The sequence below is a fragment of the Kribbella sp. NPDC004875 genome (assembly GCF_042873375.1).
Taxonomy (GTDB): Bacteria; Actinomycetota; Actinomycetes; order Propionibacteriales; family Kribbellaceae; genus Kribbella.
The window spans coordinates 50,087-73,936 of the sequence record NZ_JBIALI010000010.1 but is presented as its reverse complement, the minus strand read 5'-3'; the positions used below and the strand labels follow the sequence as shown (position 1 = coordinate 73,936).

General features: G+C 69.5%; 23 protein-coding genes. 15 read left to right on the top strand and 8 right to left on the bottom strand.

The genetic code is table 11. The annotated features are described in order from the left end of the window. Positions 1-79: 79 nt before the first annotated feature. Positions 80-1,630 carry an MFS transporter gene (locus ACFYRH_RS39335; RefSeq protein ID WP_387785725.1) on the bottom strand — a complete coding sequence of 517 codons (1,551 nt, stop codon included), beginning with the start codon at positions 1,628-1,630 and terminating at the stop codon, positions 80-82. Between the two features lie 100 nt (positions 1,631-1,730). On the opposite strand from ACFYRH_RS39335, the gene ACFYRH_RS39330 reads away from it, so the two are divergent. Then, on the top strand, positions 1,731-2,483 hold the full coding sequence (locus ACFYRH_RS39330) for a TetR/AcrR family transcriptional regulator (protein WP_387785722.1): 753 nt from the start codon (positions 1,731-1,733) through the stop codon (positions 2,481-2,483). Positions 2,484-2,703: 220 nt separating this feature from the next. Here the strand turns inward: ACFYRH_RS39330 and ACFYRH_RS39325 are convergent, their stop codons facing one another. Both ACFYRH_RS39325 and larE read right to left on the bottom strand, forming a co-directional pair. Further along, a complete protein-coding gene (locus tag ACFYRH_RS39325) occupies positions 2,704-3,087 on the bottom strand; it encodes a cold-shock protein (protein WP_387785720.1) in 384 nt (127 codons plus the stop codon). Between the two features lie 130 nt (positions 3,088-3,217). Further along, the gene (gene larE / locus ACFYRH_RS39320) at positions 3,218-4,693 is read right to left on the bottom strand and encodes an ATP-dependent sacrificial sulfur transferase LarE (RefSeq protein ID WP_387785718.1); all 1,476 of its coding nucleotides are present in this window, start codon (positions 4,691-4,693) and stop codon (positions 3,218-3,220) included. A 111-nt stretch (positions 4,694-4,804) separates the two neighbouring features. Between larE and ACFYRH_RS39315 the strand changes: the two genes are divergently transcribed. The 3 genes from ACFYRH_RS39315 to ACFYRH_RS39305 are packed head-to-tail and all read left to right on the top strand — an operon-like array spanning position 4,805 to position 7,327. After that, positions 4,805-5,734: a TauD/TfdA dioxygenase family protein gene (locus ACFYRH_RS39315; protein ID WP_387785715.1), complete on the top strand. Its 930-nt coding sequence runs from the start codon at positions 4,805-4,807 to the stop codon at positions 5,732-5,734. A gap of 55 nt (positions 5,735-5,789) precedes the next feature. Then, positions 5,790-6,383 (top strand): TetR family transcriptional regulator, encoded by a 594-nt coding sequence (locus ACFYRH_RS39310; RefSeq protein WP_387785712.1) that lies wholly within the window; start codon positions 5,790-5,792, stop codon positions 6,381-6,383. Further along, complete coding sequence (locus ACFYRH_RS39305) at positions 6,380-7,327, top strand: R2-like ligand-binding oxidase (protein ID WP_387785709.1); 948 nt, start codon at positions 6,380-6,382, stop codon at positions 7,325-7,327. The genes ACFYRH_RS39310 and ACFYRH_RS39305 overlap by 4 nt, the downstream gene beginning before the upstream one ends. Here the strand turns inward: ACFYRH_RS39305 and ACFYRH_RS39300 are convergent. Further along, a complete protein-coding gene (locus ACFYRH_RS39300; protein WP_387785706.1) occupies positions 7,301-8,464 on the bottom strand; it encodes an MFS transporter in 1,164 nt (387 codons plus the stop codon). The two genes, ACFYRH_RS39305 and ACFYRH_RS39300, sit on opposite strands and share 27 nt — an antisense overlap. Positions 8,465-8,552: 88 nt before the next feature. On the opposite strand from ACFYRH_RS39300, the gene ACFYRH_RS39295 reads away from it, so the two are divergent. Then, positions 8,553-9,431, top strand: coding sequence for a LysR family transcriptional regulator (locus tag ACFYRH_RS39295; RefSeq protein WP_387785704.1), 879 nt, complete (start codon positions 8,553-8,555; stop codon positions 9,429-9,431). Between the two features lie 153 nt (positions 9,432-9,584). On the opposite strand, the gene ACFYRH_RS39290 is transcribed toward ACFYRH_RS39295, so the two are convergent. Beyond that, complete coding sequence (locus ACFYRH_RS39290; RefSeq protein WP_387785702.1) at positions 9,585-10,007, bottom strand: winged helix-turn-helix transcriptional regulator; 423 nt, start codon at positions 10,005-10,007, stop codon at positions 9,585-9,587. 50 nt (positions 10,008-10,057) lie between these two features. Between ACFYRH_RS39290 and ACFYRH_RS39285 the strand changes: the two genes are divergently transcribed. Further along, positions 10,058-11,203 (top strand): MFS transporter, encoded by a 1,146-nt coding sequence (locus tag ACFYRH_RS39285; RefSeq protein WP_387785700.1) that lies wholly within the window; start codon positions 10,058-10,060, stop codon positions 11,201-11,203. On the opposite strand, the gene ACFYRH_RS39280 is transcribed toward ACFYRH_RS39285, so the two are convergent. Beyond that, positions 11,139-12,761, bottom strand: a complete 1,623-nt coding sequence (locus tag ACFYRH_RS39280) for an AMP-binding protein (protein WP_387785699.1) — start codon at positions 12,759-12,761, stop codon at positions 11,139-11,141. The two genes, ACFYRH_RS39285 and ACFYRH_RS39280, sit on opposite strands and share 65 nt — an antisense overlap. A 223-nt stretch (positions 12,762-12,984) precedes the next feature. Between ACFYRH_RS39280 and ACFYRH_RS39275 the strand changes: the two genes are divergently transcribed. Genes ACFYRH_RS39275 through ACFYRH_RS39260 form a run of 4 tightly spaced genes read left to right on the top strand, consistent with a single transcriptional unit; the run spans position 12,985 to position 17,180 of the window. After that, positions 12,985-14,451, top strand: coding sequence for a restriction endonuclease (locus ACFYRH_RS39275; RefSeq protein WP_387785697.1), 1,467 nt, complete (start codon positions 12,985-12,987; stop codon positions 14,449-14,451). Between the two features lie 16 nt (positions 14,452-14,467). Next, entirely contained in the window at positions 14,468-15,088 is a 621-nt protein-coding gene (locus tag ACFYRH_RS39270) for an SIMPL domain-containing protein (RefSeq protein WP_387785694.1), read from the top strand. A gap of 60 nt (positions 15,089-15,148) precedes the next feature. Beyond that, positions 15,149-16,384 (top strand): Nramp family divalent metal transporter, encoded by a 1,236-nt coding sequence (locus tag ACFYRH_RS39265; protein ID WP_387785691.1) that lies wholly within the window; start codon positions 15,149-15,151, stop codon positions 16,382-16,384. Between the two features lie 19 nt (positions 16,385-16,403). Continuing rightward, positions 16,404-17,180: a metallophosphoesterase gene (locus ACFYRH_RS39260; protein WP_387785689.1), complete on the top strand. Its 777-nt coding sequence runs from the start codon at positions 16,404-16,406 to the stop codon at positions 17,178-17,180. Here ACFYRH_RS39260 and ACFYRH_RS39255 read toward each other — a convergent pair. Further along, positions 17,145-17,717, bottom strand: a complete 573-nt coding sequence (locus ACFYRH_RS39255; RefSeq protein WP_387785686.1) for a TetR/AcrR family transcriptional regulator — start codon at positions 17,715-17,717, stop codon at positions 17,145-17,147. The two genes, ACFYRH_RS39260 and ACFYRH_RS39255, sit on opposite strands and share 36 nt — an antisense overlap. A gap of 93 nt (positions 17,718-17,810) precedes the next feature. Here ACFYRH_RS39255 and ACFYRH_RS39250 point away from each other — a divergent pair, with 93 nt between their 5' ends. After that, on the top strand, positions 17,811-18,869 hold the full coding sequence (locus ACFYRH_RS39250) for a hypothetical protein (RefSeq protein WP_387785683.1): 1,059 nt from the start codon (positions 17,811-17,813) through the stop codon (positions 18,867-18,869). 142 nt (positions 18,870-19,011) lie between these two features. After that, positions 19,012-19,386: a DUF427 domain-containing protein gene (locus ACFYRH_RS39245; RefSeq protein ID WP_387785681.1), complete on the top strand. Its 375-nt coding sequence runs from the start codon at positions 19,012-19,014 to the stop codon at positions 19,384-19,386. Here ACFYRH_RS39245 and ACFYRH_RS39240 read toward each other — a convergent pair. Beyond that, a complete protein-coding gene (locus ACFYRH_RS39240) occupies positions 19,376-20,146 on the bottom strand; it encodes an alpha/beta fold hydrolase (protein ID WP_387785678.1) in 771 nt (256 codons plus the stop codon). The genes ACFYRH_RS39245 and ACFYRH_RS39240 overlap by 11 nt on opposite strands. A 108-nt stretch (positions 20,147-20,254) precedes the next feature. On the opposite strand from ACFYRH_RS39240, the gene ACFYRH_RS39235 reads away from it, so the two are divergent. The 3 genes from ACFYRH_RS39235 to ACFYRH_RS39225 are packed head-to-tail and all read left to right on the top strand — an operon-like array spanning position 20,255 to position 23,849. Beyond that, positions 20,255-21,037, top strand: a complete 783-nt coding sequence (locus ACFYRH_RS39235) for a GNAT family N-acetyltransferase (RefSeq protein ID WP_387785676.1) — start codon at positions 20,255-20,257, stop codon at positions 21,035-21,037. Then, the gene (locus ACFYRH_RS39230) at positions 21,034-21,570 is read left to right on the top strand and encodes a kinase (protein WP_387785675.1); all 537 of its coding nucleotides are present in this window, start codon (positions 21,034-21,036) and stop codon (positions 21,568-21,570) included. Before ACFYRH_RS39235 ends, ACFYRH_RS39230 begins: the two co-directional genes overlap by 4 nt. Further along, complete coding sequence (locus tag ACFYRH_RS39225) at positions 21,567-23,849, top strand: helicase-associated domain-containing protein (protein ID WP_387785672.1); 2,283 nt, start codon at positions 21,567-21,569, stop codon at positions 23,847-23,849. Before ACFYRH_RS39230 ends, ACFYRH_RS39225 begins: the two co-directional genes overlap by 4 nt. The last annotated feature ends 1 nt before the right edge of the window (position 23,850 follow it).

The following is a 23,850-nucleotide window of genomic DNA, read 5'->3' as shown; positions in this document are numbered from 1 at the left end:
TCAGTGGGCTCAGGACTCGGTGACTGGGCCGTGTCTGGCAATTCCGCGCCGTAGCGAGCAGGCGCGCAGTGGGTGGGAGTTACGAGACACGGCCCAATTCGGCCTCCTCAGAAGCCGGCTCCTCGGCGGGGGCGGCCGGCGCGGTCCCGCGGAGGGTGAGGGTCGCGGCGACCGCGGTGACCAGCAGGAGCACGGTGCCGACGAGGGCGACCACGTTCATGCCGTGGGTGAAGGCGTGCTGCGCGGTGGTCAGGACGGTCCCGGCCAGCTCCGCCGGCAGGTGAGCAGCAGCCGCCGTCGCGGCCGGCAGACCCTCCCGGACCGGTTCGGCGACACCCGGCGGCAGGTTCGACGGAAGGTCGGCGCGGTAGGCCGCGGTACCGATCGAGCCGAGGATCGCGATCCCGAGCGCGCCACCGAACTCCGAGCAGGTCTCCATCACCGCGGACGCCGACCCGGCCCGCTCGGGAGCGACCGAACCGACGACGGCCTCGGTGACCAGCGTCATCACCATCACCAGACCGGCGGCCAGCAGACCGGCTCCGGTCAGCGGCACGGCCAGCGACGAGTCGGGGTGCACCTGGGTCAGGACGCCGTACCCCGAAGCCGCGAGGACGAAGGCGCCGCCGATCACGTACGCGCGGTCCGTCTTGCCTGCGAGCGCGGTGGCCAGTGGCGCGGCGCCACCGACAAGCACCGACGGCGCGAGGGACCACAGAGCGGCCTTCAGCGGGCTCAGCCCGTGCACCAACTGCAGGTACTGCGTCAGGAACACCGCATTGCCGACCAGCGCCAGGGTCCCGACGGTGTTCGCGGCCAGCGAGCCGCTGAACGCCCGGTTCCGGAACATCGCGAGGTCGACCATCGGGTGCGCCGCGGTCCGCTGCCGCTGCACGAAGAGGACCCCGAAGACCAGCCCGGCGACGATCGCCACCACCGGCAGCGCGGACGCACCGTTCGCAGCGATCTCCTTGATTCCCCAGATGGCCGGAAGCACGGCAGCCAGCGAAAGCACCGAACCCAGTAGGTCGAAGCGTCCACGGGCGGTGCTCGTGAACTCCGGCAGCAGCACCGGCGCGAGGACCAGCAACAGCACCATCGCCGGGGTGTTGACCAGGAACACCGAACCCCACCAGAAGTGCTCCAGCAGGAACCCGCCGAGCACCGGACCCAGGGTGATCCCGCCCATCATCACCGCGCTCCAGAACGCGATCGCCTTCGACCGCTGCTTCGGGTCGTGGAACATGTTCCGGATCAGCGCCAGGGTCGACGGCATCAGGGTCGCACCGCCGATCCCGAGGAGTGCGCGGGCCGCGATCAGCTGCTCCGGGCTCTGCGCGTACGCCGCGGCGACCGAGGCGACGCCGAACCCGATCGCGCCGAGGACCAGCAGCCGGCGGCGGCCGATCCGGTCGCCGAGCGAACCCATGGTGATCAGCAGGCCGGCGAGCACGAACCCGTAGATGTCGAAGATCCACAGCTGCTCGGTCGCGTTCACCCCGAGATCCGCGCTGATGAACGGAACCGCGAAGTACAGCACCGACACGTCCATCGAGACCAGCAGCAGCGGCAGTGCGAGCACGCCGAGCGCGATCCATTCCTTGCGGCCCGCCCGTTCGGTGGTCCCCATGATGCCCCTCCGGTTTATCTGTGTACGTCGCACACTGTGTGCGCCATACGCAGACCATAGAACATGACTGTCTATGTTGTAAACAGATAAGGTGGACGCCATGGACGAGCAGGAACTGCCGCGAGTGCTTCAGCAGCTCTGGGGGATCGAGGGGCGGTCGCGGCCGGGACCGAAGCCGGCGTTCCACATCAGTGACATCGGGCGGGCCGCGATCCAACTCGCGGACGCAGGCGGCCTGGCCGCGGTCTCGATGAGCAAGGTGGCGGCCGCGCTCGGCTTCACCACGATGTCGCTCTACCGCTACGTCGACGCCAAGGCCGACCTGTACGTCGTGATGCTCGAGCAGGCGTTCGGCGCACCGCCCGCACTCGACCGCACGCAAGACTGGCGGGCGCAGATCACCGCTTGGGCGACCGCCTTCCGCGACGGCCTGCGCGCGCACCCGTGGGTCCTGCAGATCCCGGTCGCCGAGCCACCGCTGTCACCGAACCAGCTGGCCTGGATGGAGTCCGCCCTGCAGGCCTTCGACGGTACGCCGCTGACGCCGCAGGACCGCCTGTCCGCGATGCTGCTGGTGAACATTTACATCCGCGGCGCGGCACAACTCACCGCCAACATGGTCGCCGAACCAGACCAGGCACGCGAGGCTGGCCAGCTCTACACGCAGCGGCTCGCGATGCTCGTGACCTCCGACCGCTTCCCCGGCATCGCGGCCACCCTGGAGCAGCCGCCGGACGAGGGCTACGTCGGCGACTTCGACGCCGGCGAGTTCGGCTTCGGCCTGGACACCGTCCTCGACGGCATCCAGTCTCGCATCAACAGCCACCCACCCCTGCCCGCATCTGAGGGGTGAACCCCTCAATTCGCCCCTTCACCCCTCGCACGCAGCCTGCGAACGGTCAACCTCGGAGGTTCACCCCGCAAATGGCCCGGACTGCGCGGGGCGGGACTGCGCGGGGCGGGACTGCGCGGGGCGGGACTGCGCGGGGCGGGACTGCGCGGGGCGGGCCGGTGCGGGGCGGGCCGGTGCGGGCCGGTGCGGGGTGGGCCGGGGTGGGCCGGGGTGAGGTGGGTCAGATGTCGAGTTTGTCGGCGACTCCGCGCAGCACGGTCGCGACTTGGCGGGCCGACTTGTTGTCGGGCTGGCGGCCGCGGCGGTAGCCCTCGCCGAGGCGGTCGAGGAGTTTGATCAGGTCCTCGATGACGACCTGCATCTCGTCCGGCTTCGGCCGCATCGCCTTCGCCACCGACGGCGGCGGGTCGATCAGCCGGACCTGCAGGGCCTGCTCGCCCTTGCGGCCCTCGACGACGCCGAACTCGACCTTCTGGCCCGGCTTCAGATTGGTCACACCGGACGGCAAGGCCTCGGCGCGGACGTAGACGTCCCCGCCCTCCTCCTTGCTGAGGAATCCGAACCCCTTGTCGGAGTCATACCACTTCACCTTGCCAACGGGCACGGGAACCTCTTCAGTCGTCAATCGTTCGGAAGCCGTCGAGCCGTGAAACCCGATCGGAAACCCAGCGTACGTGAACCGGCGCGGTGGCGCCTCCGGGAAACTACCTGATCAGGCAGCCGCCCCGCACCCCTTAAAGATTCCGATACTTTTCGGGCTCCGAAAGCCGCTCGTTCATCGAGCCGGACCGGAACCCGCGCGGGTCCACCTGCGCGGCCGGGAAGCCTTCGGCGATCACCGCGGCTTCCAGCGCCGACCGGTCGACCTGGTCCAGCAACGCGGCATCGATCTCGATCGACGCACTCTCCCCGAGGTCACGCACGCGCACGTTCTGCACGTCGTACGCCGCCAGTTGCTCACGCACTGCCTGCTCGGCCCGGTCGACGCGGACGAGCAGGTTCGGGGTGATCCGGATGCCGTACGCGATCCGGCTGGACAGGCACGCGGCAGCCGGCTTGTCCGAGGTCTCGAGACCCCAGCTGCGCGACGCCGTACGGATCTGGGCCTTGGTGAGGCGCGCGTCCTTCAGCGGCGTCAACGCGCCGCGTTCGTGGGCCGCGCGGATGCCTGGACGGAAGCCGGCGATCGCGTCGTCGGCGTTCGTGCCGGTCGCGATCGCGGTGATGCCGAACTCGTCGGCGATCGGCTGCAGCGTCTCGATCAGCTCGGCCTTGCAGAAGTAGCAGCGGGCACCGGAGTTGGCCTGGTAGCCCTCGCGCTCCATCTCGTGCGTGTGCGGGGTGACATGCCGTACGCCGAGACCGTCCGCGAACCGTGCCGCGGGCTCGAGCTCGGCCGCCGGGAGGCTCGGCGACACCGCGGTCGCCGCGACCACGTTCGCCGCGCCGATCGCTCGCGCCGCGGCCGCCAGCAGGAACGCCGAGTCGGCGCCACCGCTGAACGCGACGACCATCTTGTCGTACGTCGACAGCCGCCGCATCAACGCTGCGAGCCGCTGCTCGAGGACGTACGCGTCGAGCCACGCCGGGAACTCGGTGAGGTCGTTCAGTACGACGTCCGCGCCGTACGCCCGCAACTCGTCCGCGGTGAAGGGACCGGTCGCCACCGACACCGCGACCGCGCCGGCGGCATGCGCGCCGTCGATGTCCGCGGTGTGATCGCCGACGTAGATCGTGGCCCGGTGTTCGCGCAGCGCCGTACCCTTCTCGGCGCCGTGCAGGTCACCGACCGGCTCGTCGACGTCGAGGCCGAGGTGCTCGAGGTGCAGCCGGACCGACGGGGTGTACTTCGCGGACACGACCATCGTGCGCCCGCGCAGCGCCCGGATCGCAGCCAGCGACTCGGCCACGCCCGGCAGTGGCAGGCTGCCCGAGATCGCGTGCGACGGGTAGTGCTCGCGGTACCGCGCGACCATCGCGTCGACCTGCTCGGGCGGGAACCAGTTCGCCATCTCCCAGGTCAGCGGCGGACCGAGCCGGCTCACCACCAGGTCGGTGTCGATCGGTACGCCGGACTCCGCGGCCAGCAGGTCCCAGACGGCCTGGATGCCCGGGCGGGAGTCGATCAGCGTCATGTCGAGGTCGAAACCGACCACCAACTCCGGAACGTCGGCGGTATCGGGGGCGGGTTCAAGTGCGGCGGCTGACACGCCCCCCACACTACGTGACCCGTCACCGACACGATCTCGCATCCCGAAACAACGTCTATGTCTACTAAATCAGTCGGATTATGGAGGATAACCGACCGTGAGGGAGCGATCATGACAGCGCAACTGGAAGCACCGGAGATCACCGTCGACAAGACCGGCGGCGCACTCGGCGCCGTGATCGGGAACGTCCGTCTGGGCGGCGACCTGGCCGCGCCGGCCGTCGCCGCGATCCGCCGGGCGCTGCTCGACCACAAGGTGATCTTCTTCCGCGAGCAGCACCACCTCGACGACGCCGGCCAGCTGGCGTTCGCGCGCCTGCTCGGTACGCCGACCCTCGCGCACCCGACCTCGAAGAGCCTCGACGGCGCGGCCGAGGTGCTGCCGATCGACTCCGACTACAGCAAGGCGAACAGCTGGCACACCGACGTCACGTTCGTCGACCGCGTCCCGGCGATCAGCCTGCTCCGGGCGGTCACGTTGCCGGCGTACGGGGGTGGGACGAGCTGGGCCAACACCGTCCGGGCATACGCCCAGCTCCCGGAGTCGCTCAAGGCGTTGGTCGACCGGCTGTGGGCTGTGCACAGCAACGTCTACGACTACGCCGGTCACGCGGACGAGGGCCGGATCGGCGGCGTCGACGTGAAGTTCGAGGAGCACCACAAGCAGTTCGAGTCGAAGCTGTTCGAGACCGAGCACCCGGTGGTCCGTGTACACCCGGAGACCGGCGAACGGGCATTCGTCCTCGGGCACTTCGTCCGCCGCTTCGTGGGCCTCAGCAGCACCGAGACGAGCGCACTGTTCCAGCTCCTGCAGAACCGGATCACCAACCTCGACAACACCGTCCGCTGGCAGTGGCAGCCGGGCGACCTGGCGATCTGGGACAACCGCGCGACCCAGCACTTCGGCGTCGCCGACTACGACGACCTGCCGCGCCGCCTGCACCGGATCACGCTCGCCGGCGACGTCCCGGTGAGCGTCGACGGCGTCCGCAGTACGCCGCGAACCGGTGACGCGTCGCACTACTCCGCACTTGACAACTGAAGAGATGGTGTCCGAGTACTTGACATCGGAGACAATTTTGTAAACCCTCATCGGCATGGACTCGTTTGCCGATCGGACCAAACGCCGGCTGCGTGACGAGCTGCTCGACGCCGCACAGGACGCCATCGAGACAGGTGGGTACGACGGACTCCGGATGGCCGAGGTGGCCCGTCGTACCGGGGTGTCCCGCCAGACCGTGTACAACGAGTTCGGCGACAAGTGGGGCGTACTGGAAGCCGTCGCGGCACGCGAGACCGACCGGTTCCTGCTGCACGTGAACGCGGCGCTCGCCGAGGAGTCCGACCCGATCGACGGCCTCCGGGCCGCGGTCGAGCGGGCCCTCACACTGGCCGGGGAGAACCCGCTGGTGAAGGCCGCGCTGAGTCAGCCGGGATCCGATCAGGCCAGTCAACTGCTGACCACCCGAGGACAGCAGGTGCTGGAACTGGCACACCTCCGGCTGGATGCCCATGTCAGGGAGCACTGGCCGGAGGTACCCGCCGAGGACGCGACCAGTTGCGTCGACGTCGCGTTACGCGTCGTCCTGAGCCACATCGTCACGCCGGGCCCTCCCCCGGCGGTCGTGGCCGCGCAACTGGCTCGCGTCCTCTCTCCGTTCTTGTCCGAGACGAGGAGGCAGCACGTATGAACGAACTGCACCGTCAGGGTTTCAGCTCCCTGCGGGCCGGCGGCCTGAACTGGGACGCGCTGCCCCTGCGCCTGTTCGACAAGGGCAACCGCAAGTTCTGGGACCCGCGCGACATCGACTTCAGCCAGGACGCGAAGGACTGGCAGGAGCTGGGCGACAACGACAAGGACAACGCGTTGATGCTCTGCTCCCAGTTCATCGCCGGCGAGGAGGCGGTGACCGAGGACCTGCAACCGTTCCTGCAGGCGATGGCCGCCGAGGGCCGCTTCGGCGACGAGATGTACCTGACCCAGTTCTGCTTCGAGGAGGCCAAGCACACCGCGGTCTTCCGGCTCTGGCTGGACGCGGTCGGCGTCACCGAGGACCTGCACCGGTACGTCGAGAACAACCCGGGGTACCGCGCGATCTTCTACGAGGCCCTCCCGGTCGCGCTGAAGTCACTCGCCGACGATCCGTCACCGTCGAACCAGGTACGGGCGTCGGTGACCTACAACCACGTGGTGGAAGGGACTCTGGCCCTCACCGGGTACCACGCGTGGAACCTGCTCTGTACGTCGCGCGGCGTCCTGCCCGGCATGCAGGAGCTGATCCGCCGGATCGGCGACGACGAGCGACGGCACATGGCGTGGGGTACGTTCACCTGCCGCCGGCACGTCGCCGCCGACGCGTCGAACTGGAAGGTCGTCACCGACACCATGGAGGAGCTCCTCCCGCACGCGCTGACGCAGATCCAATGGGCTCTGGACAACTCGCCGGAGCTACCTCCGGAAATCAGCCCGACAGCATTGATGACGTACGCCGGTGATCGCGCGACCCGGCGCCTCGGGGCGATCGAGTCCGCGGTCGGCGCGGACATCGCGGGTATCGACCTGGACTACTCGCCGGAGAAACTCGAGGACGACTTCGGCGACGAGGACTCAGCGGCGCTGGCGGCGGTTCGTTAACAGGACGAGCAAGGCCGCGGTTGCCAGTGTCGCGGGCAGCCAGGTGACGGTCGTCGTACCGAGGTGGTCGGCGACCTGGCCGCCGGTGAAGGCTCCCAGCGCGATGGATCCGTTGTAGACGCCTACCAGGACCGCGGATGCGGACTCGGGTGCATCCGGCGCGGCGGCGTGTCCCCACGCTTGCGTGCTGACGGTCGTACCGCCGTACGCGAGACCCCAGATCACCAGCAGGACAAGGGATCCGGCGATCGTCGTGCCGACGACAGGCAGTGCGAAGGCAGTCAACGCGATACCCGCGGCGATGACAGTCAGCGCGACGGGCGGGCGCAGGGCGCCGGTGAGGAAGTTGCCGACGACACCTGCCACGCCGTACGCGAGCAGGAGGGTGCCGATCAGCGCGGTGCCGGTGTGCGGTTCGAGGAGCGGACGGACATAGGTGTACGCCGCGAAGTGGCCGGTCACGATCAACGCGACCAGTGCGAGTCCGACGCGGACCTGCTTGACCTGCAGCACCTTCACCACGTCGTGGAAGCGCACGGCCTTCTCGGCAGCCAGTGGCGGTAGGTAGATGGCCAGCGCGGCGGCCAGCGCGATCGACAGGAGCCCGACACCCGCGAACGCCCAGCGCCAGCCGACGAGTTCGCCGACGTACGCACCGGCTGGAATCCCCAGCACAGAAGCGATTCCGATGCCGCTGAAGATGAGCGACGTCGCGGGACCGGACGCGTGCGTGGGTACGACGCGGCGCGCGAGTCCGACCGTGAACAGCCAGACGCCCCCGATCGAGATCCCCATCAGCACCCGGGCGCCGACGAAGACGCCGTACGCCGGGGCGATCGCGGCGAGGAAGCCGGCCGCGGCGAGCAGCAGCATCAGGCCGACCATGACCGCGCGGCGGTCGAGTTTGCCGAGTAGCAGCGGGAGGACGGGCGCGGCCACCGCGGACACGACGCCGGTGACGGTGAGGCTGAGGCCGGCGGTGCCCTTGGTGACGTGCAGGGCGTCGCTCATCGGGGTGAGCAGGCCGACCGGCAGCATCTCGGCGGTCACCACGGTGAACACGGTGGCGGCCATCGTCACGGACGCGGTCCAGGCCCGCGCAGCGGAGACCGGCTGGTCGACGCAGATCGTTGTCATATCACCAGTGAGCGGCTCACCGGTGGTCCCGAACAACGGTGATCTGGTCATGCTTGTATTAGCTGGGCTAATCGATGACCCTGGACCCATGGCCGTCGAGATCCGCGAACTCGAGTGCTTCCTCGTCCTCGCCGACGAACTCCACTTCGGCCGTACGGCGGAACGCCTCTACCTCTCGCAGAGCCGCGTCAGCCAACTACTCCAGTCACTGGAGAGGCGGATCGGCGGACCGCTACTCGAGCGAACCAGCCGCCGGGTCGCACTGACACCGCTGGGCAAGGAGTTCGTGACGTCGCTGCGCCCGGCGTACGCGACTCTGGAGCGGGTCGTCGAGAACGCCCGCGAGTACGCCGCCCGCGCGCAAGGCACGCTGCGGATCGGTTTCCAGGGCACCGCGAGCGACGAGATCCTCGACGCGGTCGCGGCCTTCCGCTCCCGCAACCCGAACTGCCAGCTCACCGTCTGCGAACTCCCGCTCAACGATCCGTTCGGCGCGCTCCGCCGCGGCACGATCGACGCAGCCGTCGTACTGCTCCCGGTTGCGGAGGACGATCTGGTCATCGGCCCGACCTTCTCCCGGCACCCGCAGACGCTCGCGGTGTGCAAGCGGCACCCGCTGGCCGACCGGGAATCGGTCGACGCGGAAGAACTGGCCGGCGAGACCCTGATCGCGTTCGCCGGCCCGGCGCCCGACTACTGGCGGCAGGCGCAGGCGCCCACGCAGACGCCGAGCGGCGCGCTGATCCACCGCGGCCCGGACGTCAACACGTTGCAGGAAGGCATCTCGCTGATCGCCGCCGACCGTGGCGCGATGCTGATCTGCCGCCCCACCGCGAACCTGAACGGCCGCGGCGGCATCGTCACCGTCCCCCTCACCGGCCTCCCGGACTCCGCCCTGGCCCTGATCTGGCGCCGCGGCGAAGACACCCCGTCCGTGCAAGCCTTCGCCAAACACCTCACGCCCTAGCAGCCGCCGCCCCCAGCCCACCCCACCCCGCCGCTCCCCCAGCACGCCCCACCCTGCTCCCCCCCGAGCCGCGTTTGAGGGGCCGGCCCCTCAAACGGTGGGTTGGCCCCTAGTATTTTTGGTCCGCGACCCACCAGTTGAGGGGCCGACCCCTCAAAGCTTGCGGACCTCGGTGTCGGCTGGGGTGATGGGGCGGCCGTCGGCGGCTCGTACTTCGAGGGGGCGTAGGGGCTGGTGGTCGCGGCGATCGAGGAGGAGCGAGTGGTCCTCGCCTGAGGCGAAGGCGTACGCCTCGCCCCATTGGCGGAGGGCGACGATCACCGGGAAGAGCGCTTCACCCTTGGCGGTGAGGACGTAATCGTGACCGGCGTGTTCGAGGATGCCGCTGTCGACCAGCTCGCGCAGCCGCGAGCTGAGGATGTTCTTCGCGACACCGAGGCTGCGCTGGAAGTCGCCGAACCGGCGACTGCCGTCGAAGGCGTCGCGGACGATCAGCAGCGACCACCAGTCGCCGACCGCGTCCACCGACCGCGCGACCGGGCAGCTCTCACCGTCGAACCTCGTTCGTTTGACCACTCGGCACCTCCTGGTTGCAACATGCTACCAACTGCTCTTACGGTAGCAAGATGCAACCAAAGCTCCTCGCTCTGGCCGCCGGGGTCGCGGTCGCCACCGTGTACTTCGCCCAGCCGCTGCTCGTGACGATCGGCGGCGACCTCGGGATCGCACCCGGCACGGTCGGGGTGTTCGTGACGGTCACCCAGTCCGGATACGGACTCGGCCTGTTCTTCCTGGTGCCGTTGGGCGATCTGCTCGATCGGCGGCGACTGATCAAGGTCCAGTTCGCCCTGCTGGCCGTCGCCCTCCTCGCAACCGGCCTGGCACAGAACTCCGCGATGCTCCTGCTCGGCCTCGCCGCGGTCGGCGCCCTCGCGGTGGTCACCCAGTCCCTCGTCGCCTACGGCGCGTCGATGAGCGCCCCCGCCGAACGCGGCCGCACCGTCGGCACCATCACCAGCGGCATCGTGATCGGCATCCTGCTGGCCCGCACGACATCAGGAATCCTCACCGACCTCCTCGGCTGGCGAGCCGTCTACCTGATCGCCTGCGCCGCCTGCCTCGCCCTCGCCGCCGCCTTCGCTCCCGCCCGACTGCACACCGCGAGCGGGCTCAGCTACCTCGCACTGCTGCGATCCACCGTCCGGCTCTGGCGGGAGCCGTTGTTCCGGGAGAGTGCGGTGCGCGCCTTCTTCGTCTTCGCGTCGTTCAGCACCCTGTGGACCTCGATCGCCCTACCGCTCACCGAACGCGGCCTGTCCCACACCGAGATCGGCGCGTTCGCCCTGATCGGTGCGGCCGGCGCGCTCGCCGCCGGACCGGCCGGGCGACTCGCTGATCGTGGCCACGGACGGCAGGTCACGATCATCGCTTCGGTGCTCTTGGCAACGAGTTGGCTGGCGACGGCACACTCGCTGGTGGGGTTGGCGATCGGGGCAGTGCTGCTCGATCTCGCCGTACAGGCCGTTCACGTCACCAACCAGAGCCTGATCTACCGGACAGACGCGGGCAGCCGGTTGATCGGTGGCTACATGGTGTTCTACTCGCTGGGCAGCGGCGTCGGCGCGATCGCGTCGACCGCGTTGTACGAGCAGGCCGGGTGGCCCGCGGTCTGCGTACTCGGCGCGGCGTTCGGGGCCGGCAGCCTGATCAGTTCAGTCCGAGGAGCTCAACGGACTTCTCGCGCATCTCGACCTTGCGGATCTTACCTGTGACGGTCATCGGGAAGTCGTCCACCAGCAGCACGTACTTCGGGATCTTGAAGTGCGCGAGTCTGCCGTTCGCGAAGGCCCGTACGGCGTCCGCGTCCAGCGGGTCCGCACCGGGTTTGAGCTTGATCCACGCGCAGAGTTCCTCGCCGTACTTCTCGTCGGGGACACCAATGACCTGGACGTCGGCGATCGCCGGATGGGTGTAGAGGAACTCCTCGATCTCCCGCGGGTACACGTTCTCGCCGCCGCGGATGACCATGTCCTTGATCCGGCCGACGATGTTCACGTACCCGTCGTCGCGCATCGTCGCGAGGTCGCCGGTGTGCATCCAGCGGGCCCGGTCGATCGCCTGCGCGGTCTTCTCCGGCTCGTCCCAGTAGCCGAGCATCACGGAGTACCCGCGGGTGCAGAGCTCGCCGGTCTCGCCGCGCGGGACGACCAGGCCGGTGGCGGGGTCGACGAGCTTCACCTCGACGTGCGGCAGCACCCGCCCGACGGTCGACGTACGGCGGTCCAGGTCGTCGTCGCGCCGGGTCTGCGTGGACACCGGCGAGGTCTCGGTCATGCCGTAGCAGATCGCGACCTCGGCCATGTGCATGTCGGCGACGCAGCGCTTCATCACCTCGATCGGGCACGGCGATCCCGCCATCACCCCGGTTCGCAACGAACTCAGGTCGTACTCCGCGAAGTCCGGCAGCCCGAGCTCGGCGATGAACATCGTGGGTACGCCGTACAACCCGGTGCACCGCTCGTCCTGGACCGCCTGCAACGTGGCCGCCGGGTCGAACGCCGGCCCCGGGATCACCATGCAGGCGCCGTGCGTGGTGCAGCCCAGATTGCCCATCACCATGCCGAAGCAGTGGTAGAACGGCACCGGGATGCAGAGCCGGTCCTCGGCGGTGAACGCGATCGTCTCGGTGACGAAGAAGCCGTTGTTCAGGATGTTGTGGTGGCTGAGCGTCGCGCCCTTCGGGAACCCCGTCGTACCGCTGGTGTATTGGATGTTGATCGGGTCGTCGAAGGACAACTCGGCCTCGCGGGCGTTCAACGCGTCGACGGTGATCCGGCTCGCGTCGTCGCGGAGCGCGTCCCAGTCGCCGGTGCCGAGGTAGACGGTCTCCTCGAGCGCGGCGCAGTCCGGGCGCACCTCGTCGATCATCGCGCGGTAGTCACTGGTCTTGAACGCGGTCGCGGACACCAGCAACCGGACACCGGACTGGTTCAGCGCGTAGGCGAGTTCGTGGGTGCGGTACGCCGGGTTGATGTTCACCAGGATCGCGCCCATCAACGCGGTCGCGTACTGCGTGATCGTCCACTCGGCCTGGTTCGGGGCCCAGATCCCGACCCGGTCACCCTTCGCGATCCCGCGCGCCATCAGGCCCCGGGCCACCAGCTCGACCTCGGCGCCGAACTCGTCGTACGTCCAGCGCCTTCCGGTCTGGACCTCCACCAGGGCCTCGCGGTCGCCGTACGCCGCGATCGTCCGTCTGAGGTTCTGCCCGATCGTCTCGCCCAGCAAGGGAACCTCGGAGACCCCGGACGCGTACGACGGCTGGCTCATGCCTGTCATCGTCACCGCTTCCGGATGCGCCTGCAAGTGCACATGCGGCAGGAAACAGGACGCCCTGCCCTCCCCCCGCTTTCTTCTTTCCCCCGGAGCGAGCACCTGCACGTGCAGCAGGAAACAGGGGGTGGACGGCAAGCAATGTCCTCTCCAACTCTCCGTCATCATCGTCGCGGAGCGTGGTTGGACCGTTACATTGGTGGGTGAGAGGTGTGAGGCGATGGGCCGATCCATGGAAGGTCACGCCCGCAGCGACCGTCCGCCGCGGAGATCCGCCGAAGCGGCGCAACGTACCGCTGCGGTACAGGAGCGCGTCGACATCCTGGACAACATCCTGGCCGACGCACTCGCCGCCGATGTGCACGGCACCGATCTGCAGACCCTGAAGCGGGCGCCGCGCCGGGCTCCGCCGACCGTGTCACCGGCAGATCTCGAGGCGCATCCCGGACCCGTCTGGGATGCGTTCGTACCGCACCCGCCGGGCACGTTCCGCTGGTGGGGCGCCGAGCGCCGGTTCGCGCGTCGACTCGCCGACGCGGAGGACCGGTTCGCCGAGGCGATCGAACGGCACCGGGCCGCGGAGGAGACCCGTCGTACCCGGGTGGCCAAGGCGCTGCGGGAGCAAGTCGAGCGCCAGCGCCGGCTCGACGAGACGACCGCGGAGCAGCATGCGCGGATCGACGCGTACCAACGTGCCGTGGAGAACCACGACCGGGTCGCCGTGACGCGCTACTTCACCAAGGCGCTGGACCGAGTGCCGGAGCCTCTGGACTTCCCACGCCGGCGCAAGGTCGGGTACGTGCCCGAGTCGACGCTCCTGGCGCTCGAGTGGGATCTGCCGGACGTGACCGCGATCCCAGTCGCGGCGTCGTACCGCTATGACCGTGCGGTCGACGCAGTGCTCGCCGTACCGCGGGATCCGCAGGAACTGCGGCGGCGCTATCAGCAGCTGGTCGCCCAGCTCGCGTTGCGGGCGCTGCACCTGGTCTTCGGCAGTGACCGGTACGGCGTGGTCGACACAATCGTGTTCAACGGGATGGTCGAGTCCGTGGACCTCACCACCGGACAGACCGTGCGGCCGTGCCTCATCACCTTGCGGGCAACGCGGGAGCAGTACGAGGCACTGGTGATGGATCAGCTTGACCCGGTGGCCTGTGTCCGGCATTTCTTCGCCGCCGAGGTGTCACGGCACCCGGAGGAGCTGCAGCCGGTGGAGCCGGTGCTGGAGTTCGACCTGACCGATCCACGTGCTGTCGAAGCGGTCGACGTGATCAGCGAGATCGACGCCCGGCCGAACCTCCTGGAGCTGAGTGCGGAGTCCTTCGAACACCTCGTACAGAACCTGCTCACCCGGATGGGCCTGGAAACGCAGCTGTTCCGGCGCGGGGCCGACGGTGGGATCGATTGTGTGGCCTACGATCCCCGGCCGATCACCGGCGGCAAGTTCGTCGTCCAGGCCAAGCTCTGGACTCGCACGGTCCCGCCGTCCGCCGTCCGCGACCTGTTCGGCACCGTGCTCGACGCAGGCGCCACCAAGGGCATCCTGATCACCACATCCGGCTTCGGCCCGACCAGCTACCAGTTCGCCAACGGCAAACCCCTCCAACTGATCGACGGCACCGCACTGCTCTCCCTCTGCCACCTCCACAACATCCCCGCCCGCCTCATCCGCCGCCGCGCGAGCTGATGCCAGACTGGCGGGTATGGATACTGGGGTGACTGTTGTCGGGTCGGGGCAGGTCAGTGGGGCGCCGGACGTGTTGCGGGCGACCTTCGGGGTCGAGGCGTTCGCGCCGGACGTCGCGAGTGCGGTGGCCCGGGTCGGCGAGCTCACGGATGCTGTGACCGCGGCACTGCGTGGCCGGGGCATCGTCGAGTCGCAGCTCGGCACCAGCGCCGTGAACGTGTTCCAGCACTTCCGGGAGCCGGGGACCGACGTCGGCTTCCAGGCGTCGCACATGATCCAGGTCGAGACGAACGACCTCACCGGGTTCGGAGCGCTGCTGAACGCCGCGGTCGATGCCGCGGGCAACAACCTGACCCTGAACGGGCTGCAGTTCGACATCGAGGACAAGTCCGGCCTGCTGACCCAGGCGCGGGAACTCGCTTTCCAGCAGGCGCGGGCGAAGGCCGAGCACCTGGCCGCGCTGGCCGGCTCCACGCTCGGCCAGGTGACCGCGATCGCGGAGACCCAGAACGCGTTCCCGATCCGTCACGCCGCGTCCAACGCCGGCCGGAAGGCGAACTTCGACGCCTCGATCAGCATCTCCCCGGGTGACAGCAGCGTCGAGGTCACACTGGAAGTGCACTTCGGCTGGGCGTAAGGCGCGTCTCAAAACCGGAACAAGGGTTGCGTTGTCGGTGCCTTCGTAGAGACTTCTCTCATGTACGCACCGGCGCCGCTGCGGCGGCAACTGAGCCGGTCCGGGCTGTTACTGCTCGGACCGGCGTTCGTTGCCGCAGTCGCGTACGTCGACCCGGGCAACTTCGCCACCAACATCGCCGCGGGGGCGACGTACGGCTATCTGCTGTGCTGGGTCGTCGTCGGCGCGAACCTGATGGCCGTTCTGGTGCAGTACCTCGCGGCCAAGGCCAGCATCGCCACCGGGCGGACGCTGCCGCAGCTCTGCCGCGACCATTTCAAACGATCGACGTCGACCGGACTGTGGGCGCAGGCCGAGGTGGTCGCGATCGCGACCGACCTGGCCGAGGTCGTCGGCGGTGCGATCGCGCTGAACCTGTTGTTCAGCGTCCCGCTGCTGCTCGGTGGAGCGATCACCGGTGCGGTCTCGTTCGCGTTGCTGATCTACCAGTCGAAGCGCGGGCAACGCCCGTTCGAGGCCGCGATCATCGGGCTGCTGGCCGTCGTACTGATCGGCTTCGTGGTGTCGACCGCGACGGCGGACCCGTCGGCGAGCGGCGTAGTCAGCGGTCTGGTCCCCCGGCTCGACGGGACCGAGTCGCTGGTGCTGGCAGCCGGCATGCTCGGGGCCACTGTGATGCCACATGCCATCTGGCTGCACGGCGCCCTGGTGACCGACCGGCACTGGAAGAGCATCCGGTCCGAAGAAGGCAAGTCCCGGGTACTGCGGGCCACCCGGCTGGACGTCGCGGTCGCGATGGCGCTGGCCGGTGCGGTCAACCTGGCGATGGTCGTGCTGGCCGCCGCTGCCCTGAAGGGCACCGGTGCCGACTCGCTGGACGCCGCCCACACCGCGATCGGTGTCCGGCTCGGGGAGTTCCCGGCGCTGCTGTTCGCGCTCGCGCTGCTGGCCAGCGGTTTCGCCTCCTCCTCGGTCGGGACGTACGCCGGTTCCGTGATCCTGGACGGCTTCTGGCAGCGCCGCGTCCCGTTGGCGGCCCGCCGGCTGATCACGCTGGTGCCCGCCCTGCTGGTGCTGGCGATCGGCATCGACCCGAGCCGAGCGCTGGTCGTTTCGCAGGTCGTGCTGAGCTTCGGGATCCCGTGCGCGCTCTGGCCGTTGGTGAGATTGACCTCTTCCCGGCGCGTCATGGGCGACCTCGTCAACCGCCGGGCGACTACTCTCGCGGCATGCCTGGTAGCCACCGCCGTCACGGCCCTGAACGTCGTACTGATCGTGCTCACCGTTCGGGGATGACGTGACGCGGGTGTTCGCCGTGAGCGACGTCCACGGCCACCTGGAGAAACTGACCGCCGCGCTGCACACCGCCGGCCTCACCGATGCCGACGGCAACTGGGCCGCCACGGACACCCGGCTGTGGTTCCTCGGCGACTTCTTCGACCGCGGCCCGGACGGCATCGGCGTGCTCCGCTACGTCCGCGGCCTGATCGAGCAGGCCCCCGACGGTGCGGTCCGGATGCTGCTCGGCAACCACGAGATCCTGGCGCTCGGGATGCACAAGTTCGGCGACACCTTCGTCCCGCACGACGGCGTCACGCTGCGCAGCTTCGAGCGGTCCTGGGCCCTGAACGGCGGCCAGGACCGTGACCAGGAGCTGCTCACCGACGACGACGTGGCCTGGCTGCTCGACCGGCCGATGCTCGCGCTGGACGCCGGTCACCTGCTGATGCACTCCGACACCGCCGAGTACGTCGAGTGGGGCGACACCCTCGACCAGATCAACGCCGCGGCCCGCGCCGAGCTGCACTCCGACGACATCGAGGTCTGGTGGGAGATCTGGCGCCGGACCACCTCGCGGTATGCGTTCCGCGGGCCGAGCGGTCCAGAGGTGGCCCGGATCATGCTGCAGCACCTCGGCGGCCACCGGATCGTGCACGGCCACAGCATCGTCGCCGACCAGCTCGGGATCGACCCACAGTTCCTGACCGGCCCACATCTGTACGCCGACGGGCTCGCGCTGGGGATCGACGGCGGCGCCTTCGACGGCGGCCCGTGCCTAGTCGTCGAGCTGGAAGAGCTCACCGCCGAGTGAGCCGCTGACGGCGTCGAGGCAGGACTGGAAGGTCCGCTGCCCGTTGCCGTCGATCCACCGGCTGAACGCGTTCTGGAACACGACTGACCCGACCTGCGCCACCAGCGCCGCGTCTTCAGGTGACAGTCCGCGCTCCTCGAGACCGTCGCGCAGAGCCGCGGTGACGGAGGCCATCTTGGTGCGCTCTCGCTCCTGCAGCTCCGGGCTGGCGGCGATGACGGCACGCCGTACGCCGGTGTCCTCGGCGAGCTCGACGAGGAGTTCGCCGACTGCCGCGGCGGCCTGGAGTACGGCGGGCCACGGCCCAACCGCGGGATCGACGGCGCGGATCGCTTCGAGCACAGCCTCGGGCAGGCGCTCGGAGCCGGCGAACAGGACTTCGCGCTTGTCCGGGAAGTAGCGGAAGTACGACCGCCGCGTCAGACCGGCGTGTTCCGCGATCTGGTTGACGGTCACCGCGTCGTACCCGTGCGCGGCGTACAGCTCGAGCGCGGCCTTGCGCAGCCGCTGTTCCGCACCGGGGTCCCATCGAGCCATGCCCGAAGTCTAGCAATCGCGATGTCTCAGAGTGTCATTGCTGTGCTATCGTCGCAGTGATGACACCCTGAGACATCAGATCGAGGAGCACAGATGGCCATCTGGATTCTTGGCGCCACCGGGCGGACCGGACGCGAGATCGCCGTACAGGTCGCGGCCCGGGGCGGTACGCCGGTACTGGTCGGGCGGAGCGCCGAGCGGCTGCGCAAGACCGCTGCGGAGATCGGGTTGGGCGACGCCGAGGTGGTCGAGACCGCGGACGCAGCGGCCGAGATCGCGCGACGCCGGCCCGCCGTCGTGGTGAACACGATCGGCGGGTACGCCGAGACCGCCGTACCGATCGCCCGGGCCTGCCTGCCGGGCGGGCATTACGTTGACCTGGCCAACGATCTGGTCGCGATGCCGCGGCTGATCGCGCTGCACGACGAAGCTGTGGCCGCGGGCAGCACGTTCGTGACCGGGGCCGGGTTCGGGGTGCTGGGGACCGAGGCGGTGGTCGCGCTGCTGTGTGCGGATCGGGCGACGCCTCGCGACGTACGGGTGGATGCACTGCCGTCGGTCGCGATCGAGGGCGGGAGGCTGGGCGAGGCGCTGGCGCAGTCGATCGTGTCGGGGCTGACGACCGGCGGACTTCGGTACGAGAACGGTCAGCGGGTGCCGGCGCGGCTCGCAGCCGACCCGCGGCTGCACGCGCTGCCGGACGGTCAGACCGCGAAGTCCGCGGGCGGTCCGACGGGCGAGCTGCTGGCGGCGCACCTCGCGAGTGGTGCACCGAACGTGGTGGCGACGTCCGGACTGGTGCCGTCGGCGCCTGTGGTGCGGGCGATTCTTCCGGTGGCGGGTGCCCTGTTGAGGATCCCGGCGGTGCGACGGTTCGCCGTACGGCGGATGGCGGCGGCCGAGGTCAAGCCGGCTCCGCGTCCGCGGGAGCACTCGTGGGGGCATGCGGTCGTGACGTGGCCGGACGGTACGACGCGGGAGGCGTGGCTGCGGGCCGGGGACGCGATGGAGTTCACCGCCAACGCGACCGCGGAGACCGCCGTACGGCTGGCGCGCGGCGAGGGCCGACCCGGTGCGTATACCCCGGCAGGTGCTCTCGGCGCCGAACTCGCGGAGGCTGCGGGAGCGAAGTTCGTCATCAGTGCGCCGTGACAGCGGACGTCCACCACTCACTAACCAGCCATAGCGCCCGCTCGGCGTGGCCGGCTGAGCGTGGCGCGGTCGGATGCGACTGAGTTGGTGAGTGCTGGCGGTCCGGGGAATGGCGCGACCGCGAGCGGGGTTGTCAGCAGTTATGGCGGAGAAGACTGTGAAGATCCCCGGGCCGGACCATCCGATCACCGTGGGCAAGAACCCGGACCGCGTGGTCGTGAAGGTCGGCGACCGGGTCGTCGCGGACACCCGGGACGCGCTGTCGCTGCAGGAGGCGAACTATCCGGCGGTGCAGTACATCCCGCGCAAGGACGTCGACCTCACGCAGCTCGAGCGCACCGAGCACCAGACGTACTGCCCGTACAAGGGCGACGCGGCGTACTACAGCGTCCTCCCCGCCGGGGCGGACGGGGTGAACGCGGTCTGGACCTACGAGCAGCCGTACGACGCGGTCGCCGACATCCGCGACCACGTCGCCTTCTACCCGGACAAGGTGTCCATCGAGATCATCGCCTGAGGAATTCAGCGACTACCGGGGCCAGCACCTCGGGTGGTACGGCGTGGTGCTGGTCGGGGAGTTCGGCGTACGTCGCGTTCGGGATGAGCCCGACGACGCGGTGGGCGGCGTCGAGCATGAACGGCGCGGTGGCGGTGCCGGCGAGGACGAGCGTCTCGGGCTTGATCGTCCGGAGCAGCTCGACCGGCGTGCCGGTGCCGTTCAGGCCGTGCTCCATGACGGCGAAGTCGTAGGCAAGCGTCGGCGCGAGATCGGCCAGACCGGGCGTGGCAGCCCACTGCAACGCCTGGGGCTTGGGCATGCCCGTCATCATCAGGAACAGCTCGACCGCCTCCAGGTTGCGCCCGTCCCGGATCCGCTCGAGCACCTGTTCCCCGTCATCCGACGGGTCGACGTCGTCCGGTCCGTACGGCGGCTCGTGCATCACGACCTTGGTGAACGGCAGTCCGGTACTCGCCGCGATCGCCGCCAGCCCTGCGCCGGACGAGTGCCCGTAGATGGCCGACGTACCGCCGAGGGCCGCGACAAGGGCGGCGATGTCCTCCACCTCGCGCTCCACGCTGTACGGCGTACCCGCGCCGGAGTCACCGCGGCCGCGCCGGTCGTACGTGACCACGTCGTACTCGCTCGCCAGCTCGTCGGCGAGCGGCCGGAACGACTGCCGGTCGCACAGCGCCCCACCGACCAGGATCACCGGCCGGCCGCTGCCCAGACGGTCGTAGGCGATCGTCGTACCGTCCGCTGACGTCACGTTCTGCATCTGTTGCTCCTCGGTCGGGTTAGCTGACAGGAGGTACGTCGGAGCCGTTCGGCGCGTCTCGACATAACCACTGGCGTCGACCCGGTCCGGGTGGTTCACTGCCTCGCGATGATCAGCACAGTCGATGAGTACCTTCACAGCGTCCCTCTGTCCGGCGCGGTTCCCGAACAGGTCGGTCCGTTCACGCTGTTCCGTAGTACGACCGTCTGGCCGTACTACGCCCGCCCGGTCCCCGGATCCGGTGCGACGATCGAGCCGGCCGACATCGAGTTGGTACGGGCGCGGTGTGCCGAACTGGAGATCCCGCTGAGCTTCGAGTGGGTCGTGGAGGCCTGCCCGTCGCTGGGCGCCGCCGCTGCCGCCGCGGGTCTGTCCGTGGTCGAGCATCCGCTGCTGGTGCTGCGGCGCGATGACTTCCGGCCTGCCACGGCTGATGCGCGCTGCGAGATCCTCTCCGCCGACGAGGAGATGGTCCGGCAGGCGCGTGCCGTCGCAGGCCTCGCCTTCGGTGATCCCGGTACCGCGGTCGGCGATGCTGGCGCGGCTGAGCGGGAAGTAGCGGCCGCAGCGGTGCCGGACAACGTCGTCGCGACGCTGCGAAGCCGGGTACTGCGGGGTGTGGCAGTCACCGCCGGTGCGTTCACCGAGCAGGGCATGGTGGCCAGTGGGACCCATCAGCCGGTCAACTCGACCACTGAGATCGTCGGCGTCGGCACACTGCCCTCCATGCGCCGCCGCGGTCTGGGAGCCGCGGTGACCTCCACGCTGGTCGAGCACGCACTCGCCAACGGAGTGGACCTCGTACTGCTGTCAGCCGAGTCCGACGCCGTCGCCGCCGTCTACGAGCGTGTCGGCTTTCACCGGATCGGGAGCGCCGGAGCAGCGGAGTGACGGGCAGTCCGAGCACACGACTCGTCGTACTACGTGGCAACTCGGGCTCCGGCAAGTCGACGACCGCGAAGGCGCTGCGGGAACGACTCGGCCGCGGTACTGCGTGGGTCGAGCAGGACTACCTCCGGCGGATCCTGCTCCGCGAACGCGACGTACCAGGCGGGGTGAACGTCGGGCTGATCGACACCAACGTCCGCTACGCCCTCGACCACGGGTACGACGTGGTGCTCGAGGGCATCCTGGACGCCGGCCGGTACGGCGACATGCTGCGCCGACTGACCGCCGACCATCGCGGGACGACGCTGCACTACTACTTCGACATCCCGTTCGCGGAGACCGTCGTACGGCACGGGACACGGGTGATGCCCGGGGTGGATCCGGACATGATGCGGGAGTGGTACCGGGAGCACGACGTCCTGGACCGGATCGAGCAGACCGTGATCGGTCCGGACAGTCCGCTGGAAGAAACCCTGGGCCAGATCCTGGCCGACCTTGGGGTGCAGACCACCGGGGCCGTACCTTTGGAAGGATGAGCACCGCCGATCCGACCCGCCCCCGTACCCTCGCTGAGGCCCTGCGGACGTGGGACGACGCCGCGCTCGGTGAGCTGCTCCGCCGGCGGCCTGACCTGGCGCTGCCGATTCCCGCGGACACCGGGCAACTGGCCGCGCGGGCGACCAGCAACGCGTCGGCCGCCCGGGCGATCAACCGGCTGGACGAGTTCGGCGTGGACCTGCTCGAGTCGCTGTCCGCACTGCCCGAGCCGGTGGATCTGGAGACGTTGGCGCGCGGTGTCGACCAGCCGGAGGAGGTGGTCCGGCCGCGGGTCGACGAGCTGCTGGACCTCGCTCTGGTGTGGGGAACCCCGGACGACCTCCGTCCGATCCGCGCGGTGCACGAACTGCTCGGACCGACACCGGCTGGGCTCGGTCCGGTCACCACACGGCACTTCGGTGATCTGGACAAGCTGATCGACGACGCCGGTCCGGATGCGCGGGCGGTGCTGGACAAACTGACCTGGGGTCCGCCGACCGGTTCGGTGGAGAAGGCGGAGCGTCCGGTCACGATCGCCTCGGCCCGGACTCCCGTGGAGCGGTTGCTGGCGCGCGGGCTCGTCGTACCCAAGGATCCCAACACTGTGGTGCTGCCGCGGCAGATCGGGTTGCATCTGCGCGGTGGGCGGGTGCTGGCGTCGACTCGGCCGGTGCCGCCGCCGTTGGACGGGAAGAAGGTGTCGGCGACGATCGCCGACCGGGCCGCTGCTGGTGCGGCGCTGGACCTGGTGCGACTGGTTGACCGGGCCTTGGAGCAGCTGGGGACCGAGCCGCCTCCGGTACTGCGTACTGGTGGCGTTGGCGTCCGTGAGCTGCGCAGTCTGGCCGGGAAGATCGGTGCGGAAGAGCAGACCGCCGCAGCAGTACTGGAGATGGCGTACGCCGCTGGGCTGGTCGCTGCGGTCGAAGTCGGCACCAGTGAGCTGTGGCTCCCGACGAGTGCGTACGACGACTGGCTGGAGCTCGATCTGGCGCACCGGTGGGCGCAGCTCGTCGTTGCCTGGTTCAACGGGCTCAGAGCGATCGGGCTGATCGGCCGGCGAGACAGCGGCGGGGGTACGGCGGCTGCGCGGGAGCGGCTGATCAACGCGCTGGCTCCGGACCTGGAGCGCTTGCTGGCACCGGAGATCCGGGTGCTGACGCTGCAGGCGCTGGCCGAGGCGGGTACTGGTACTGCGCCTGCTCCGGAGACCGTGGTGACGTGGGTGGCCTGGCATCGGCCGCGGCGCGGTGGGCAGTTCCGGGACGACCTGGTGCAGTGGAGCGTGTCCGAGGCCGCGCTGCTCGGGTTGACCGGGCTGGGCTCGCTGGCGAAGCATGCGCAGCCGCTGCTGGGTGCTGAGCCGACCGTCGACGAGTTGGCCGAAGCGATCAGCTCGTTGATGCCGGAGCCGGTGTCCGAGGTGCTGCTGCAGGCTGACCTCACCGCGGTCGCTCCTGGGCCGTTGGTGCGCGCTGTGCAGGATGAGCTGTCCACGATGGCGGATGTCGAGTCGGACGGTGGCGCTGGGGTCTATCGGTTCAGCGACAGCTCGGTGCGGCGCGCGTTCGACCTCGGGCGGACCGCAGCGCAGTTGCACAGCTGGTTGGCGGAGCATTCGCGGACGCCGGTGCCGCAGCCGCTGGCGTACTTGATCGACGACGTTGCGCGGCGTCACGGCGTACTGCGGCTCGGGACTGCGTCGACGTACCTGCGGTGTGATGACGAGGACGTGCTGACCCAACTGCTGAACTCGAACCTGCCCGGGGTGCGGTTCCGGCGACTGGCACCGACCGTGGTGGTGTCGCCGTCACCGCCGGACATGGTGCTGAGCCGCCTGCGGGACGCCGGGCTGGCGCCGCTGGCGGAGACCTTCGACGGGGCGGTGCACGTGACCGGCGCGCCGCGGCGTGGAGAGGCGCCGCGACGCCGTACCAGCCGGGACTTCAACGAGAGCGCGTTCGACCTGACCGACGACCAGGTGAAGGCCGTCATCGAGAAGGTCCGCGCCGGCGACCGCATCGCCGCCGAACGCCCCGACGACCAGGGCCTCGTCGAACCCGCCGCCCCCGCCGAGACCATCGCCGTCCTCACCAACGCCGCCGAGGCGCACACCCGCACCTGGATCGCATACGTCGACCACAACGGTCACTCCTCGGAACGCATCGTCGAACCCGTCCGCGTCGCCGACGGCTGGCTCACCGCCTACGACGACACCACCGACAACCCCCGCACCTACGCCCTCCACCGAATCTCCGCCGCCCGCGCCGTCGATTGAA